The sequence below is a fragment of the Streptomyces sp. NPDC047000 genome, from assembly GCF_040644295.1.
Lineage (GTDB): Bacteria > Actinomycetota > Actinomycetes > Streptomycetales > Streptomycetaceae > Streptomyces.
The window spans coordinates 188,646-206,273 of sequence record NZ_JBEYWE010000007.1 but is presented as its reverse complement, the minus strand read 5'-3'; the positions used below and the strand labels follow the sequence as shown (position 1 = coordinate 206,273).

8 protein-coding genes are annotated in these 17,628 nt (G+C 73.0%); 3 read left to right on the top strand and 5 right to left on the bottom strand.

All coding sequences use genetic code 11. From position 1 onward, the window contains the following. Positions 1–96: 96 nt before the first annotated feature. Entirely contained in the window at positions 97–1,653 is a 1,557-nt protein-coding gene (gene eccB, locus ABZ862_RS14545; protein ID WP_360957071.1) for a type VII secretion protein EccB, read from the bottom strand. Between the two features lie 63 nt (positions 1,654–1,716). Continuing rightward, positions 1,717–3,117 carry a type VII secretion integral membrane protein EccD gene (gene eccD, locus ABZ862_RS14540; RefSeq protein WP_360957069.1) on the bottom strand — a complete coding sequence of 467 codons (1,401 nt, stop codon included), beginning with the start codon at positions 3,115–3,117 and terminating at the stop codon, positions 1,717–1,719. A 221-nt stretch (positions 3,118–3,338) separates the two neighbouring features. Between eccD and eccCa the strand changes: the two genes are divergently transcribed. Beyond that, positions 3,339–7,283: a type VII secretion protein EccCa gene (eccCa, locus tag ABZ862_RS14535; RefSeq protein WP_360957365.1), complete on the top strand. Its 3,945-nt coding sequence runs from the start codon at positions 3,339–3,341 to the stop codon at positions 7,281–7,283. A 46-nt stretch (positions 7,284–7,329) separates the two neighbouring features. Here the strand turns inward: eccCa and ABZ862_RS14530 are convergent, their stop codons facing one another. Beyond that, the gene (locus tag ABZ862_RS14530; RefSeq protein ID WP_360957066.1) at positions 7,330–8,538 is read right to left on the bottom strand and encodes a S8 family serine peptidase; all 1,209 of its coding nucleotides are present in this window, start codon (positions 8,536–8,538) and stop codon (positions 7,330–7,332) included. Positions 8,539–8,817: 279 nt separating this feature from the next. Between ABZ862_RS14530 and ABZ862_RS14525 the strand changes: the two genes are divergently transcribed. Next, positions 8,818–12,153: a right-handed parallel beta-helix repeat-containing protein gene (locus ABZ862_RS14525; protein WP_360957063.1), complete on the top strand. Its 3,336-nt coding sequence runs from the start codon at positions 8,818–8,820 to the stop codon at positions 12,151–12,153. A 501-nt stretch (positions 12,154–12,654) separates the two neighbouring features. Then, on the top strand, positions 12,655–15,645 hold the full coding sequence (locus ABZ862_RS14520) for a glycosyl hydrolase (RefSeq protein ID WP_360957061.1): 2,991 nt from the start codon (positions 12,655–12,657) through the stop codon (positions 15,643–15,645). Between the two features lie 78 nt (positions 15,646–15,723). On the opposite strand, the gene ABZ862_RS14515 is transcribed toward ABZ862_RS14520, so the two are convergent. Both ABZ862_RS14515 and ABZ862_RS14510 read right to left on the bottom strand, forming a co-directional pair. Then, positions 15,724–16,179 (bottom strand): hypothetical protein, encoded by a 456-nt coding sequence (locus ABZ862_RS14515; RefSeq protein ID WP_360957362.1) that lies wholly within the window; start codon positions 16,177–16,179, stop codon positions 15,724–15,726. A 201-nt stretch (positions 16,180–16,380) separates the two neighbouring features. After that, positions 16,381–17,628: an FAD-dependent oxidoreductase gene (locus ABZ862_RS14510; protein WP_360957058.1), complete on the bottom strand. Its 1,248-nt coding sequence runs from the start codon at positions 17,626–17,628 to the stop codon at positions 16,381–16,383.

Sequence of the window (17,628 nt, the reverse complement as noted above, 5' to 3'; positions counted from 1 at the left end):
TGCCGGGTGAGTCGCTCGTGAAACCCTTGATCCGGATCGTACGCATGAACTCCCTTACGGGAAAGCTCTCTTGGGTGTGACCTGACCTGCCCGCCCTCACTGCGCACCGCTATTTGTACGTTTGTCCTGACCATCCGGCCCCACGCCCTGCGCCAGGCCCGGTCCGGCTCCGGGCGAGGCGCCCGCGGAGGCTCGCCCGCCGCCGTTCCCGCAGCCCGGAGGCGTGACCGAGACCGACGCGTCACCGGCGGCGGCGTCCGGGTCGAGGTCCGGCCCCGACGCGAGCATGGACAGCAGCGGCGAGGGCAGCGCCACCGCATCGGCCTCCGTGTACCCCAGTGCCTTCAGCGCCGCCGCGGACGGCACCCGGTACTTCACGCCGTCGTCGGCCACGAAGTACGTGGTGGCGCCCACCCTCGCCCCGCCCGCGCCGAGCACCCGCACCAGCGCGCCGTGACCCGGCCGGACCACGACGGCGTCCACCGGCACACACGCCGTAGACGACTCCCCGGACGCCGCCTGGGTGACCGGGGCGAGAGAACTCCGCGGGACCAGCACCGTGGTGACGCGGGTGAACCCGTCGCCGGGCTGCACACGCGCGCAGGCGGCCGTCCCGTCCGGCACCACGACCGCTCGCGGCGGGACGTCCGGCAGCCCGGCAGAGGCCGTGGACCGGCCCTCGCGCCCGGGGGCCAGACGGTCCCTGAGGACGTCGGCGCCGAGCGCCCCGGCCGTGGGTGCCGCGCCACCGTACGCCTTCTTCCGGGTGGCCGGATCGCCCAGCACCAGTGCGGCGCCGGTGGCGGTGAGCGGCACCAGGCCCTCCTTGCGCAGCAGGTAGTACTGCCGGTCCGAGCCCGGCACCTGCACCAGGAAGACCTGCCCGATCGTGCTCCTCCGGCCGTCCATCGACGGTCCGGCGGCACCCCGGCCGGGCACCTCGGGCGAGGCCAGGTCCGGGCCGGACACCAGGGCGTCCAGGAAGGCCGCGGACACCGGACGCGGTGTCACGGAGCCGTAGCCGAGGGACTCGGCCGCGCCGGAGTCCTCGTCCAGCCTGAGCCTGCTGCCCTGCCAGACCAGGTACGTCGCCCTGTCCGGACCTGCCACGACGAGTGCCTGGCCGGCCGCCACCGCCCGGCCCTCCACGGGGGCACCCGCGACGAGGGTGGTCGCCCCGGTCGCGGAGGCGGCGGTGGAGCAGACCTGCCAGGGACCGCCGTCCAGGTCGTCCGCCGCCGGAACGGAGTCCGGGGCACCGGAGATACCCACCGGCGCCCCGACGGGCGTGCCGCGCAGCGAGGCGGTGCGGACATCGGTGGTCGTCAGCTCACCCGCGCCGATCAGCAGGGCCGAGGCGTAGTTGCGGACCGGCCTCAGACGGCCGTCGATGTACAGATAGCGGGCTCCGGTCTGCCGGTTGACGATCAGACTGTCCGAGGTCCGCCAGGAGGTGTTGCCGCCGGGCGAGACCAGCCCGTACACCAGCGCGCCCGCCGAGACCAGAACACACACGACGAGGCCGATGAACGTGCCACGGGTGGTGCGGCTCAGGGGGCTCTCCGGGGAGTCCGGGTCGGCCAGCAGCATGCCGGAGGTGAGTCTGCCCATGACAAAGGTGTGGGCCTGGACCTGGTCGCGTTTGGACTGCATGGGATCGGGTGTCTCCCGGTTCTCGCCTGACCGCTCGTGGACAGGCCTGTGGTCAGCCGATGGTCAGCCGTTGATCGCCCGGAGGGCGCCGAAGACGCCGAGCACCCACAGCGTCAGCGGCAGCAGCGCGATCGCCAGGAGTGAGTGCAGCAACTCGGCGGCACGGCCCCAGTAGGGCAGCATACGGCGGCCCGGGACCGTCCAGGAGGCCACGGCCAGCCCTGCGGCCAGCGCCAGCAGCCCTGCGGCCAGCGCCGGACGGTCGGCCGGGGCGAGCGCCGCCGCGCGGCGCAGGACCAGCAGGAGCACGCCCCACACGCCCGGCACCACCAGAGCCAGACGCTGCCGGACGTTGACCATGCCTCGTCCGTGCAGCAGCAGGAGCGCCGACAGCACCCCCGCGGTGAGCGCCTCGGGAAGAGCGGGCTGCCGGACCAGGGCGAGCAGGCAGCCGGCGGAGACGAGGCCGGTCGCGGTGTACAGGGCGGTCATCCACCCGCCGGCCAGTTCGGTACGGACGGCGACGTCCCGGCCGTCGTAGGGATCGATGCCCTCCTGCAGCTGCTGCGGGCTGGTGGGCAGCGGCGGCATCCGCAGGCCGGCGAGCCGGAAAGAGAGCACGGGCACGAAGCCACCGATGACGACGACCACCGTGGTGACCACGGCGGCGGAGCCGTCCAGGGTCACGTCCAGCAGGCTCATGAGCGCCCCGGCCGCGGCGGTGGCGGCCGCCACCAGGGCGGTGGCGACGAAGAGCGGGGTGTACGCCGCCGTCGCCGCCACCGCCAGCACCGCCGCGCCCGCGCCGGCCGCACCGGCGGCCAGCAGTCGGGCGCCGAGCACATGGTGGACGTCCGGGCCGGACAGGGCGCCGCCGGGCAGCAGCCAGCCGGCCAGGGCGAGGGACGGCGCGGCCAGGAGGCCGAGTGTCGCCCCGGCCGCGGTGTCACCGACCGCCCGGCCGGCCGAGGCGGCCCCGGCCAGCAGCAGCAGTCCGGTGACGCCCGCCGTCACGGCACGGGCCGGGACAGGGCCGCCCGGCCAGGCGAGCATGCCCAGGGCGGCCAGCACCGCGACCACCGTCATGCCGCGCAGCAGGCGGCGGCCGGCCGCGGGGCTCCAGCCGTGCAACCGCTCACGGGTGACCTCGGCCATCCCGTCCACCAGGTCGTCGAGCCGGACCTCGGGCAGGGCGTCGGCGTGCGGCCGCAGATAGAGGACCTCACCGTCCTTCAGGTCCAGCCCCGCCAGGGTGTTCTCCTCGTCCAGCGGGCGGTCGCCCAGCCGTTGCAGCACCCAGCCGCCGTGGTCGAGACCGTTCTCCTCCAGGCTCTCGCCCGAGTAACGCAGCACGGTCGGCAGGAGGTCGGTGACCGGCACGTCGGCTGGGACAGCCAGGTCGATGGTCTTGGCGGGGGCACGCACGGTGAGGTGGCAGAGTCCGGCCACCGAACTGTCAGTCATCGCGAAAGGACCACGCTTCCCAGGAATGTCATCGCTCAACTTGGCTCTGGGTATTGATCAGATGCAGACTACAGAGGCTCTGGGTACGGCGTTGCCCCGGAGATCCTTTCGCTCTCGGCCCCGTCCCGTGTGCCCGGCCCGCGTGCCCGGCGCCACCGTTAAGGAGCCCCTTCTTGAGTGTCGTGCTCTTCCGCCGCCCTGCCCGCCGACGCGGCCCGGACATGCCCGAGGGCGAGCTGAGCCTCCAGGAGCCACCGACCCTCCCGGAGACGGTCCCGGACAACTCCGCGGTGTGGACGTATCTCCCCATGGCGATGATGTCCGCCTCCATGATGCTGGTGTTCATCCGGCCCGGCGGGACCGGCGGCGTCCTCACCTACGTCGCTCTCGGCATGATGGTCATGGCCTCGGGAGCCATGATGATCGGCCAGGTGATGCGCAGGAGCAGCGATCGCAAGCAGCGCCTTCGCGGTGAGCGCCGGGACTACCTGCGCTACCTTTCCCAGACCCGGCGGCGTGTCAGGCGGGCGGTGATCGACCAGCAGTTGGCGCTGGCCTGGCGCCATCCCTCGCCGGTGACGATGCGTTCGCTGGTGCGCACGACCCGGCTGTGGGAGCGCCGTCCCAAGGACGACGACTTCGCCGAGGTGCGGATAGCGGTCGGCGACCAGCAACTGGCACTGCGGCTGTCCCCGCTGTCCACGAAACCCGTGGAGGACCTCGACCCGATATCCGCGCACGCGCTGCGGCGTTTCGTACGGGCCTACAGCACGGTGCCTGATCAGCCGATCGCGCTGTACCTGCGCTCCTGGAGCCGGGTGCTGCTGCGCGGCGACGAGCCGGCGGTACGGAACATGGTGCGTGCCGCCCTGTGCCAACTGGCTCTCTTCCACGCACCGGAGGAGCTGCGGATCGCGCTGTGCGTCAGCGACGGGCGCCGGGGCGAATGGGAGTGGATCAAGTGGCTGCCGCACAACCTGCATCCGCACGAGCAGGACGGTGCCGGACCGGCCCGGATGGTGGCGTCGGTCTTCAACGGCATGGAGGACCTGCTGGGTCCGGAGTTCACCGAGCGTCCGGCGTTCGATCCCGAGGCCCTGCCCGGCCGGGACGAGCCGTTCACCGTGCTCGTGGTGGACGGGGTCCAGATCCCGGCCGGACACCGGCTCGACGGTCAGGGGTACCGCAACGTGGTCGTCCTCGATCTCTCGGACACCCTTCGGTGGCGCCCCGGGCGCGTCACGCTGCGCCTGGACGTGCAGCCGGACGGGGTTCGCCTGGTGCGGACCGACCGGAGCCGCAAGGAGCAGTCGACCCTGCTGGGACGCCCGGACGCGGTCGGTCCGGCCGGCGCCGAGGCACTGGCCAGGATGATCGCTCCGTACCGCATGAGCCTGACCGCCGACGCCGCCGAACCGCTTTCCACCGACGTCCAGTTGACGACTCTGCTGGGCATTCCCGACCTGTACCGGCACGAGCCGGCCGCCCTGTGGCGGCAGAGCGCCGGCGCGGGCCGGCTGCGGGTTCCGGTCGCGGTGGGCGCCGACGGGGTCCCCGTGGAGCTCGACATCAAGGAGGCGGCGCAGGGCGGCATGGGACCGCACGGCATACTGATCGGTGCTACCGGCTCGGGCAAGAGCGAACTGCTGCGCACCCTGGTGCTGGGTCTGGCGCTGACCAACTCCTCACAGACCCTCAACTTCGTCCTGGTGGACTTCAAGGGCGGTGCCACCTTCCTGGGCCTGGACGAACTGCCGCACACCTCCGCGGTGATCACCAACCTGGCGGACGAGACGGCCCTTGTCGAGCGGATGCAGGACGCGCTGCACGGTGAACTGATACGCCGCCAGGAACTGCTGCGGGCGGCCGGCAACTACACCTCGGCGCTGGAGTACGAGAAGGCGCGCGCCGCGGGGACACCGCTGGAACCGCTGCCGAGCCTGTTCATCGTGGTCGACGAGTTCAGCGAACTACTCGCTGCGCACCGGGAGTTCATGGATCTCTTCGTGATGATCGGCCGACTGGGCCGCTCCCTGGGGGTGCATCTGCTGCTCGCCTCGCAGCGCCTGGACGAGGGGCGCATGCACCAGTTGGAGAGCCACCTGTCGTATCGCATCGGTCTGCGCACCTTCTCGGCCATGGAGAGCCGCGGGGTGCTGGGGGTGTCGGACGCCTACCAGCTGCCGTCGCAGCCGGGCTCCGGTTTCCTGAAGAGCGGGGTGGACGCGCTGACCCGGTTCCGGGCGGCCTACGTCTCCGGGACGTACCGGCAGCGCCGGGGCGCGGCGGCACGGGCCAGGGTCGCCAGCCAGGTCGTGCCCTGGACGACGGGCTATGTGGTGCCGCGGGCGCCGGCCCAGCTGCCCGACCCGGGCCCGGAGACCGAGGAGGAGAACGAGAACGGTCCCTCCCTGCTGTCGGTGGCCGTGGAACGGATGCGCGACGCCGGGCCGCCGGCCCTTCGGGTGTGGCTGCCCCCGCTCGGTCTGCCGCCCGCCCTGGACGAGCTGCTGCCGGATCCGGCCCCGGACCCGCGGCGGGGGTTCTGCTGCGTCGGCTGGCCCGGGTCCGGCAGGCTCGTGGTACCGGTCGGGCTGGTGGACAAGCCCTTCGAACAGCGCCGCGACCCCTTGGTGGTGGATCTGTCGGGCAGCGGCGGGCACCTGGCCGTCGCGGGCGGTTCGCAGAGCGGCAAGTCGACGGTGCTGCGCACCCTGATCGCCGCGCTCGCCCTGACCCACACTCCTCGCGAAGTGCAGGTCTACTGCCTGGACCTGGGCGGCGGCACGCTGGCCGGGCTGGCCGGGCTGCCCCATGTCGGCGGTGTGGCGTCCCGGATCGAGACCGAGCGGATCCACCGCACGGTGGCCGAGGTCATCGCGGTGCTGGACCACCGGGAGCAGCTCTTCCTGGACGGCAACGTGGACTCGATGGCCACGTACCGCAGGCGCCGCGCGGCCGGGGAGTTCCAGGACGAGCCGCACGGTGACGTCTTCCTGGTGGTGGACGGCTGGAGCACCGTACGCCAGGACTTCGACTCCCTCGTACCGGCGTTCCACCAGATCGCGGCCAGAGGCCTGAACTACGGCGTCCACCTGGTGGTCTCCACCGCGCGCTGGGTGGAACTCCCGGCTCAGGTCCGCGACCAGGTGGCCACCCGCCTGGAACTGCGGCTGGGGGACGCCATGGATTCCGTGATCGACATCCGCAAGGCGGCCACCGTACCGCGCAGCCCCGGGCGCGGCCTGACGGCCGACGGCAAGCTGCACTTCCTGGCGGCGCTGCCGCGCATCGACGGCAGCGCCGGCACGGACGACCTCGCCGACGGTGTCGCCGGACTGGTGGAACAGGTCGCGCGGCACTGGGACGGTCCCGCCGCGCCCCCCGTGCGGACGCTGCCGCACCGGCTGCCCGCCGCACAGCTGCCACGGCCGGAACTGGCGGACGGGCTGCGGGTTCCGCTGGGCCTCGACCAGGAGACGCTGTCCCCCGTCTGGCACGATTTCAGCCGCACGCCGCACCTGATCGGCGTCGGCGACACCGAGAGCGGGAAGACCAACCTGCTGCGGCTGGTCGCCGAGGCGGTCACCGCCCGCTACAGCCCGGCCGAAGCCCGTATCCTCGTGGTGGACTACCGGCGCGGCCTGGTCGAGGCGGTGCCGGAGGAGTACCGGCTCGGGCACGCGGTGGCGCTCGACGCCCTGCGGGAACTGGTGAGCGGATCGGCCCGTGCCCTCGGTACCCGTCTCCCCGGCCCGGACATCACCCCGGCCCGGATGCGCCGTGCGGACTGGTGGACCGGGCCCCGGCTGTTCGTTCTGGTGGACGACTACGACATGGTCGGCGGCAACACCGTCTCCCACCCCTTCGAACCGCTCTTCGACCATCTGGCCCTGGGGCACGAGGTGGGCCTGCACATGGTGGTGACGCGGTCCGCCACCGGCGCCGGGCGGGGCCTGAACGACCCGTTGCTCAGGCGTCTCGACGAGGCCAACACCCCGGCCCTGCTGCTGTCCTGCCCGCCCTCGGAGGGCTACCTCTTCGGCAGCGTCAAGCCGCGCAGCCTCCCGCCGGGCCGGGCGCTGCACATCGCCCGCCGCAAGGCCGTGCTGGTCCAGACGGCCCTGGCGGAGGGAGGACCGGGAGCGGAGCCGGACGGAGCATGAGCCGGCGTCCGGGACCGGGGCGGCGGGAGCGGGGCCGGAGCCGGGCTCAGTCCGCCGGCGCCCCGCCGCGCGGCGGGCGCCATCCGCGGGCCCGGCCCCGGGGCACGATCGCGGCGGCCCAGACGACGGCCAGGACCACGCCGCCGCCCGTGCCGGCCAGCAGCAGAGCGCGTCGTGTCGCGCGGGCGCCGGCCTCGTCCCTCGCCAGACGCACCGGGGCGGAGCCGTGCTCCGGCGCCACCGGGCCGGCCGGGGCGCCGGTCACCGAGGTGAGGGCGGCGTACGGATCGAGCCGGGGGACGTCCGCCGGGTAGGCGGTGGTGGTCAGCCACCGTCCGGTCTGCGCGGCGGTGAGGCCGGGGTGGGCGGACCGCACCAGGGCGGCCGCCCCCGCCGCGTAGGCAGCGGCGAAGGACGCGCCCGAGCCGATGAAGTGTCCCTTGCCCTCGGGCCCTGTGCCGATCACTCCGTCACCCGGCGCGGCGAGGTCGGCGCTGCGGGGCCGGTACGCGCCTTCCTGCCGCTCGCCGTCGACGTCGACGTCCACCACGGACAGCACCCGGGAGTCGGCCGCGGGCCAGTAGTCCCCGGCAGGCGGCGCGGAGGACGTGGCGTCCCCGGGGGCGTCGGGGACCGCGGCGGCCACGATCAGGGCGTCGTGACCGACGGCGTACGAGACGGCGCTCCTGAGCCCGGCGGAGTCCCGGGTCAGGGCCGGGGACACCTCGATGACCGCGGCCCCCGCGTCCACCGCTGCCCGGATGCCGTGTGCCACCGTGGCGTCGGTCGCCGTGCCCCGGGTGTCCGTGCCCCGTACGGCCAGGATGCGTGCCTGCCGGGCCACGCCGGCGAAACGGACGCCCTGCGCGGGGGCGGCGGCTATCAGACCGGCCACGAAGGTGCCGTGGCCCACGCAGTCCTCACCCGCGGCACCGACCGCGGTCACCCGCCCTGCCAGCGCCGGTGCCTTCAGCGACACACCCGTGTCGACGACGGCCACGGTCACCCCGGCGCCGCTCCCGAACTGCCAGGTCCGGGTGAGCTGCAGGTTCTGCTGCTCCCACGGCATCGCCGAGACCACCTGGGCGGACCGGCCGGTGCACGCGGTCCCGGCGGACAGCCGTGAGGGCATCACGGGCAGTTTCACGGTGCCGCCGGACGCCGCGGCGTCCGCTGCCCCCGCGAGCACGGCCGCGGAGACGGACAGCAGGGCGAGAAGGGCCAACGGCGTGTTCCTGGACCGGGGACGGCGCATGGCAGGCATCGTAGGCCAGCGGCTGCGACGGCCGTCCCGTGGTGATCGCGGAGCGGTGCGGCGTCCGGGGCGCGCGGGCGGTCCGGCGTCGCGGCCCGCAGGCGGGAAAACCGGCTTCGGGAAACTCGCCGCACCGTCGCCCGCGGGGCCGGGGATCGCCCCAACCCGCCTTTTCGCTCACGCCGTTGGATCGTCACGTCGACGCCCGGCATGATTGTGCTGCCCGTCCCCGGCACCCGGTCCCGTGGCCCGGTGGTGCCAGAAAGAGGAGGTAACCGCGTGTCACGCCAGGTACTCACGGTCGACCCGGACCGACCGGGGGGCTTTCGGACCATCGGTGAGGCTCTGGCCAGGTCGCGCAGCGGCGCCATCATCAGTGTGGCTCCCGGTACCTATGCGGAGAACCTGACGATCACCACGCTGGTCACCATCGTGGCGGAGCAGTCCCGCGGCACGGTGGAGATAGCCCCGCGGCACGGCAGTGCGATCGTGCTCAAGGGGGAGGCCGCGATGCTCAGCGACCTCGTGCTGCGCGGCCGTGACGAGGAACTGCCGGTCGTCGACGCCCCGCGCGGGCAGGTGGCACTGGAGGGCTGTGAGATCACCGGCTCGGCCTGGACCGCCCTGCTGGCCCGTGGCAACGGCTCGCTCGCCCTGCGGGACTGCCGGGTCAGCAATCCGCGCGGTGCCGGAGTCGTGGCCACCTCCGCCGTCGGCAGTTCCGTCGAGTCCTGCACGATCGAGAACCTCGGCACCTCAGGGGTGGTGATCAGCGAGCACGGCAGGATCACGCTGCGGGGCTGCACCATCCGCGACGCCCGCGGCAACGGCGTGCTCGCCAACGCGCAGGCGCAGGGCTCGGTCGAGGAGTGCGACATCGCCTCGACCGACAAACCCTCCATCGCGCTGGAAGGACACAGCACGACCCAGGTACTGCGCACCGTCGTGCACGACACCAGCACGGGCGTCCAGCTCACGAGCCAGGCCCGCACGCTGCTCGACGACGTGCGGGTCACCGGCACCACCGGCGTCGGCATCGTGGTCAGCGGCGGCAGCGATCCGCTGCTGCGCCGTTGCCGTGTCACCCGGTCCAAGGGCCATGGGCTGCTGGTCACCGACCGCGCCCGGGGCACGTTCGAGGACTGCCGGCTGGACGCCGCGCAGGCCCCCGCGCTCAGAGTGGCCGGTCTGGCGTCACCCATACTGATCGGCCTGACCGTCCGGGACTGTGCGCACACCGCCGTGCTGCTGGAAGAGGAGTCGGTGGCCGAACTGGACCGGCTGGAGGTCGTCGACGCGCTGGGAACCGGTGTCTCCGTCCGGAGCGGGGCCAACCCCCTGCTGCGCCGGGCGCGCATCGACGCTCCGCGCGGTCACGGTGTGGAGATCACGAAGGACGGGCGGGGACGGCTGGAGGACTGCGTCGTCGAGCGGGCCGGCCGCTGCGGCGTCAGGGTCGAGGACGGCGGCAACGTCTACATCGGCGGCGGCACCATCGGCCTGCCGGCCGAGACCGGCCTGTCGGTCGGCGACGAGTCGGTCCTGACCGTACGGGATCTGGAGATCACCGGGGCCAAGGAGCACGGGATCGCGGTCGGCCAGGGCGGGGAGACGACTGCCACCCGTGTCCGGGTGGGCGGCAGCGGCCGGCACGGCGTCCTGATCGCCGACGGCGGCCGCGGCTCTTTCAGCACCTGCGAGATCAGCGACTGCGCCGAGGACGGCTTCCGCGTCGAGTCCACCGACCCCGTGTCCGTCGTCAACTGCAGCGCCCGGGACAACGGCGGTGGCGGGCTCGTCCGGTCCCGGCCCGGTCAGCGGCTCGCCGTCGAGGGGCTGGTGAGCACCGGCAACGCGAAGCAGGACACCTGGGGCGCCGGTGAGGCGGAGGGCGCCGGTCCTGCCGGGGACGGTGACCCGGCGGCCGGCGACACCCGGCTCCCCCGCGAGGACGGGCCGCTCGCCGCCCTCGACGCCCTCATCGGCCTGGACAATGTGAAGCAGCAGGTCCGGACGCTGGTCAATCTGACGCAACTGGCCCAGCGCCGTGCCCGGCTCGGTATGTCCGCCCCGCCGATGGGCCGCCACCTGGTGTTCGCCGGGCCGCCCGGCACGGGCAAGACCACCGTGGCCCGGCTGTACGGCACCGTCCTGGCCGAACTCGGTGCACTGCGGTCGGGACATCTGGTCGAGGTCTCGCGGGCGGACCTGGTGGCCCAGGTCATCGGTGGCACCGCCATCAAGACCACCGAGACCTTCAACCGTGCCCTGGGCGGTGTGCTGTTCATCGACGAGGCGTACACCCTGCTGTCCGACGGCCGCGGGTCCGGCGCCGACTTCGGACGGGAAGCGGTCGACACCCTGCTCAAGCTCATGGAGGACCACCGCGACGACGTGGTGGTGGTCGCCGCGGGCTACTCCGCCGAGATGCAGGCGTTCCTGGCCTCCAATCCGGGCCTGGCCTCGCGCTTCTCCCGCACGGTGGAATTCGAGAACTACTCGGTTCCCGAACTGGTGGCGATCATGGAGAGCATGTGTGCCGCACACCAGTACATGCTGGACGACACCACCCGCGCCGCACTCACCGCGCACTTCGAACGGATGCCGAAGGACGCCGCCTTCGGCAACGGCCGCGCCGCGCGCCAGGTGTTCGAGCAGATGGTGGACCGGCAGGCGTCGCGGCTGGCCGCGCTCGCGGACATGACCGAGCAGGACCTGCAACGGCTGCTGCCCGAGGACGTCGGGGAGGAGGCCGCCCGTGCGGTGTCCGGTGAGACCGCGACCGGGAAACCGGACGACGACCCGCTGGCCCGGCTCGGCGACATGGTGGGCATGGCCGGTGTCAAACGGGACATCACCGACCTCGTGAACCTGCTGTCCATCGCCCGCCGGCGGGAAGCGGCGGGGCTGCCCGCGCCGCGCATCAGCCACCATCTGGTCTTCACCGGCCCGCCGGGCACCGGCAAGACCACCGTGGCCCGGCTCTACGGTGGGCTGCTGGCCTCCCTGGGTGTGCTGCCGCGAGGACAACTCGTCGAGGTGGCCCGCGCCGACCTCGTCGGCCGGTACGTCGGCCACACCGCGCAGCTCACCCGGGAGGTCTTCGAACGCGCTCTGGGCGGTGTGCTGTTCGTCGACGAGGCGTACACCCTCACCCCGACGGGACCGGGCGCCGGTGCGGACTTCGGACGGGAGGCGGTCGACACCCTGCTGAAGCTCATGGAGGACCACCGCGACGAGGTGGTGGTCATCGTCGCCGGCTACACCGGGGAGATGGAGCGCTTCCTCTCTTCCAACCCGGGCCTGTCCTCCCGTTTCTCCCGCCGGGTGGAGTTCCCCAACTACTCCTCGGACGAATTGGTCACCATCGTGCGGCAGCACGCGGCCGCGGCCGGGTACGAGTGCGGACCCGGTACGGGCCAGGTGCTGCGGAAGTACTTCGACTCGCTGCCGCGGGACCGCTCCTTCGGCAACGCGAGGCTTGCCCGGCAGGTCCTGGAGGGCATGATGACCCGTCAGGCGGGCCGCCTGAGCACGCTGCCCGCTCCCGGGGTGGAGGACCTGCGGCTGCTGCTCCCGCAGGACGCGGTACAGCGGGCCGCGGTACCGGAGTGACCGCCACAGGACGCCGGCACGCCCGCCGGTGCCGTCCCGGCCCTCGTCACCGGGGACGCGGGGCCGCACATCGGCTCGGCGCCCGGCGGCCCGGTGGCCGCCGTCGCCTTCCCTGACCCGCGCTCGCCTCCGGCTCGCCTGGCATCCGCCGTCCGCGGCAGGGACGTCGGGGACGGACGGTACCGGCATCATGCCGGACGGGACGGCATGGGCCAGTGCCGGTCCGGGAGTTGGTCAGAACAAATTGAACCGTTCAAATCATCAGCCTTTTGACCGCCCGGAACCGGCTCGGAGACATTCCCGGAAATTTCCTCTTGCACGTGGGTTGTTTCTCCTCATCACTGTCCCTATGGTCAACGATCACCCCGGGAAAACACACCCCTGGGCGGATTGTTTCGCTTATGAATCGATTCAATCCTTGTCGGCGACGAAGCCGATGAACAGAAAGGCGTGATCGTGTTGAGCCGTAGAAGACCGTCGTCCCGACGTCCTGTCAGAGGCGTGATCCCGGCAGCCCTGGCGCTGCTGGGCAGCGCGTGCGTCGGGATCACCGTGCCGGGCGGCACCGCACAGGCGGCCGCCGGGAACGGCGCCTCGCCGGTTCTCGGAGCGCGACTGACCGCGGCGTCGTTCAGGAACCCGGGCGCGGCGGACCGGCCGTGGGTCCGCTGGACCCTCGCCCCCGGCGCCTCCACCGCCGAACTGCAGGGCGAGCTGCGGGACATGGCGGCGGCCGGGATCGCCGGCGCCGAGATCGGCCAGGGCTCCTTCCCCTCCACCGGCCAGCTGGCCGCTCTCTACTCCACCGCCAACTCCCTCGGCATCACGCTGAGTCTGTCGCACGGGCCGGTGAGCGCCCCGGACGGCTTCTCCGTCAACGACGACCAGGCACGCAAACAACTCGCCTACGGTTCCTCCGTGGTCGGCGGCGGCTCGGCGTTCAGCGGTGCGCTGCCCAAGCCGGCGACGGCCAACCGCACCACCCTGGTCGCCGTCCTCGCCTTCAAGTGCTCCGGCACCTGCGCGGCGGACGGCCAGACCACCCTCGACAAGGACTCCGCCGTCGACCTCACCTCGAAGGTGAAGAACACCGACACCGCCGGTGTCGGGGGCGGCACCACCACCGGAACCCTGGACTGGACGGCCCCCGCGGGCGGTGACTGGGCGGTCCTGGCGTTCTGGAGCGTCGGCGTCCAGGCGCAGCCCGACCTGCTGACCAAGGCGGGCACCAAGGTCCTCACGGACAACATGGACCAGCAGTTCGCCCCGGTCAGGCAGCTGATGCGGGCCAACGGGGGCGACTTCTTCTACGACTCCCACACCGCGGACCGCGGCAGCCCGACGGACACCTGGAGCAACACCATGGCGGCCGACTTCCGGCACGCCAACGGCTACTCCGTCACCGACTACCTTCCGCTGCTGGTGAATCTGCCGGCCGTGGGCTTCGGCGCCGCGAAACCCGCCTTCCAGTTCGACGCGGCGACCTCGGCCAAGTTCCGCAACGACTTCTACCGGACCCGCACCGACCTCTGGCTGGACAACCAGGTCAAGCCGCTGAAGAAGTGGGCGAAGGAGACGTACGGCTACGCGGTGCGCCTGCAGCCCTACGGCGACAACGGGGCGGCCGTCGACTCCATCCAGGCCGCCGCGAACCTCGACCGGCCGGAGACGGAGACGCTCTGGTTCGGCGACGAGGCGGACAACTACCTGCCCGAGGCCTCCGCCAACCACATGACCGGCACCAAGTGGTACTCGATCGAGGGCTCCGCGGCACTGAACCAGGCCTATGCGCAGACCTTGCAGGACCAGGTGATCCGGATGAACAAGGCGTTCGCCGGCGGTGTCACCAAACTCGTCTACCACACGTATCCGTCCGACACCGGCACGAGTTCCCTCTGGCCGGGCTACTCCCTGTTCCCCTCGAGCTTCTCCGGCTCCTGGGGCCCGCGTAACCCGGACTGGGCGGACGCGAAGGCGTACAACGACTACTTCGCCCGCAACCAGCTCGTGCTCGCCCAGGGCGGCGCCCGCACCGACGTCGCGGTCTACATGCAGAACTACGTGTACCCGCAGCCCTACACCCAGGGGAACCTCCAGTACTGGTCCGACCCCGCCCTCGCGGAGAACGGGTACACCCGCGACTACGTGAACCCGACCCTGCTCGACCTGCCCAACGCCACCGTGCGCGGCGGACGGCTCGCCGCGGACGGACCGGCCTACAAGGCGCTGGTCCTGGACAGCACGCAACTGCCCGTCTCCGCCCCGTCCCGCACCAGCATCCCGGTGGCCACGGCCGAGAAGATCCTCGGCTACGCCCGGGCCGGCCTGCCGGTGATCGTCGTGGGGTCGGCCCCCGGCACCGTCCCCGGCCTCGACGCCAAGGGCGACAGCGACCTCCAGCCGGTGGTGGCCGCCCTGCTGAAGCAGCGGTCCGTGCACGTGGTGAAGGACGAGGCCGCCGTCCCGGCCCTGCTCGCCGGCCTCGGCATCCGACCCTCGGCCGAGCCCGCCACGCCGGGTCCGATCGTCTCCGTCCACCGGTCCGACACCGACACGGACTACTACTGGCTGTACAACCAGGGCTCGGTCACCAACACCACCGAACCCGCCACGCTCTTCGACCCGAACGCCTCGGCGAAGCCGGTCGACACCGACATCACCCTCCAGGGCCACGGCACCCCGTACCTCCTGGACGCCTGGACCGGCGCCGTCACCCCCGTCGCCCAGTACACCCGGCACGGCGACCGCGTCACCGTGCACGTGTCGCTGGCCGGCGACGACACGCAGATCGTCGCCCTCACCACCGACCCCGGCCGGCTGACCGGCGGCCGTCCCTCCTCCGCGGCGCGTCCGCACGTGGTGTCCACCACCGCCGACGCCGCCGTCGTCCGCGCCGACGGCGGCATCGCCGTCCGGACGTCCGAGGCGGGCACCTACACCACCCGTCTGAGCAACGGCCGTACCGTCAGGACGACCGTGTCCTCCCCCGGCCCGGCCGTCGACCTCACCACCCGGTCGTGGAGCCTGGACGTCCAGGACTGGAAGCCCGCCGCGCCCTACGGCACCACGGGGGCGGACGCGACGCGGACCAGCAAGGACACCGTGCACGTCGACCTCGGCAAGCTCACCCCGTGGACCGGCGTCCCGGCGCTGAAGGACACCTCCGGCATCGGCACCTACACCACCACCGTGACGCTCCCGCCGTCCTGGAAGAAGGGCACCGGAGCCCGGCTCGACCTCGGGCAGGTCACCGACTCCTACACCCTCACGGTCAACGGCAGCCAGGTCCCCACGCCGGACCAGCTGGGCGCGACGGCCGACATCGGTGATTACCTGCACGCCGGTGACAACACCGTCACCGTGCGGGTCGCCACGACCCTCATCAACCGGCTGCGCACCCTCTCCGGTGCCCTGGCCGCCCGCCCTGCCCAGGCCAACGGCCTCGTCGGACCGGTCACCCTGACCCCGTACAAGGAGACCGAGGTCCGCTGACCCCGTCCCGTCCGTCGTGGAGAGAGGAGCGGATCCTCTCCCCACGACGTACGCGCGGTGGGAACGCCGGGCCGGGCCCTAACTCCGGACGCTGCGGGCCAGCCACGGGGTGAGGACGCCGCGGAAGACCATCTCCTTGTACGTCTCGTCGCCGGGCAGGGAGACGATCAGCCAGGTGCCGGGCGGGAAGAGACGCCGCTTCACATGGGCGCGACCGTCGTGGACGGCGCGCAGGAAGGCCGGGACGGAATCGCGGGGAACGTCGTCGAAGACGACGCCGTCCACCGTGATCTGCGCGTCGTCCTCCGGGTAGATCCGGACGGTGAGGGACGGGGAGCCGCCCAGTTCGACGAACGCCTCGTGCGGCAGCGAGCCGTCCGGGTCCAGGACCGTGAACGCGCCGGCCGAGGTGCGGCGGGACGTCTGGTCCGCCCCGATGTCGTCGGTGACGGCCGTCTCGAGGCGGTACTCGTGCGCGAACTCACGTATCGCCGTGACGGCGGCCTCGGTGGTCGGCAGATGCGGGTGCTTCATGATCCCGATCATGCCCCGGTCCTCACCCGTCCACCACCGGCCGGACCGTTCCCGGGAGTTCGAGCGGTCGCCCGCCGGGATCCGTCAGGGGCGCGTGCGGGTGCGTGGGGGCGCGCCGGTCTCCGGTCGAGGGTGCTGCCGCCGCCGCACCACCCGCCGCCCACGCACCGGACGCGCCGCGTTCCCGGGCCGGGCGGTCGTTCAGCGGGAGGCCAGAGCGGCCGCGACCTCGCGGGCCGCCCGCGCGCCCGAGGCGAGGGCGCCCTGCACCGAGCCGGTCGCCCGGTGGTCGCCGCACACATGACGTCCGGTGCCCACCCGGGTGCGGCGGCTGAGCGGCAGGCCCGGCGGCATGGCGGGCAGCGCCTGCGCCACCGTGCGCACGGTCAGCAGTTCCCATCCCGCGGTGTCGGCCTCGTAGCACTCCGCCAGAGCCGACCGTACGGCTCTCTCGCGTCCGGGGTGGTCCCCGCCCAGGACGGAGGTCGCCACGAGTGCGTACCCGCGCGGGGCGTGGGCGGGCTGTACCTCGGTCAGGACGCAGCTGTTGACGAAGCGGCGGCGGACGTCCGTCAGCAGGGTCGGCTCACGCAGCGGTGAGCGGACCGCGAGGTGGTAGTAGGTGGTGACGGAACGGTACGGCGGGACGGTGAGGCCGGGCAGCAGCCGGGCGCTCGTGCCCGGCCCCGCCGCCACCACGACGGCCCGCGCGGCGACCTCGCGGTCGTCGCCGGTCCGCACACCGTCCGCGGTCAGGGCCGTCACCGGCGTCTCCAGCGCGACCGTCCCGTCCGGCAGGCCGGACGCCAACAGCGCGGGCACGGCGCCCGCGCCCGCGGCCGGCAGACAGAGGGTGCCGCGGGACATGCTGCGCCACACCAGGTGGAAGAACCGGCCGGAGGTCTCCAGGTCCTCCTCCAGGAACACCCCCGAGAGGAACGGGCGGAAGAACCGCTCGACGAAGTCCCCGGTGAACCCCGCCGAGGCCAGGGCGCGCCGGGTGGAGGTGTCCCGGGCCCGGCGGACCAGCGCGGCCGGTGCCAGCGCGTCCCGGGCGGTGAGCACCGCCAGGGCGGCCAGGTCCCGGGGGCCGGCGAGGCCGTCGGCAAGCCCGCGCAGCGCGGGCCCGAGCGCCCGGGTGGGGTCGGCGAACCGCAGCCGCCGGTCTCCGGTGTGGGTCAGGACACCGGGGGTGAAGGGCCGCAGCCGCAGCGCGTCCAGGCGCAGTCTCCGCCGGACCTGCGGGTAGGAGGTGTTGAACACCTGGAACCCGTCGTCCACCACGCAGCCCTCCACCCGGTCGGTCCGCATCCTGCCGCCCACCCGGTCCCCCGCCTCCAGCACCCGTACCCGCAGCCCCGCGGCCGTCAGGTCCCGGGCGCAGGCCAGGCCGGCCAGCCCCGCGCCCACGACCACCACGTCCCACCGGCCACGGCCCGTGCCGCCCAC

Coding starts and splice junctions, on each gene's coding strand:
- ABZ862_RS14515 (WP_360957362.1), bottom strand. CDS start 16,179: ATGAAGCACCCGCATCTGCCGACCACCGAGGCCGCCGTCACGGCGATA.
- ABZ862_RS14530 (WP_360957066.1), bottom strand. CDS start 8,538: ATGCGCCGTCCCCGGTCCAGGAACACGCCGTTGGCCCTTCTCGCCCTG.
- eccB (WP_360957071.1), bottom strand. CDS start 1,653: ATGCAGTCCAAACGCGACCAGGTCCAGGCCCACACCTTTGTCATGGGC.
- eccD (WP_360957069.1), bottom strand. CDS start 3,117: ATGACTGACAGTTCGGTGGCCGGACTCTGCCACCTCACCGTGCGTGCC.
- eccCa (WP_360957365.1), top strand. CDS start 3,339: ATGCCCGAGGGCGAGCTGAGCCTCCAGGAGCCACCGACCCTCCCGGAG.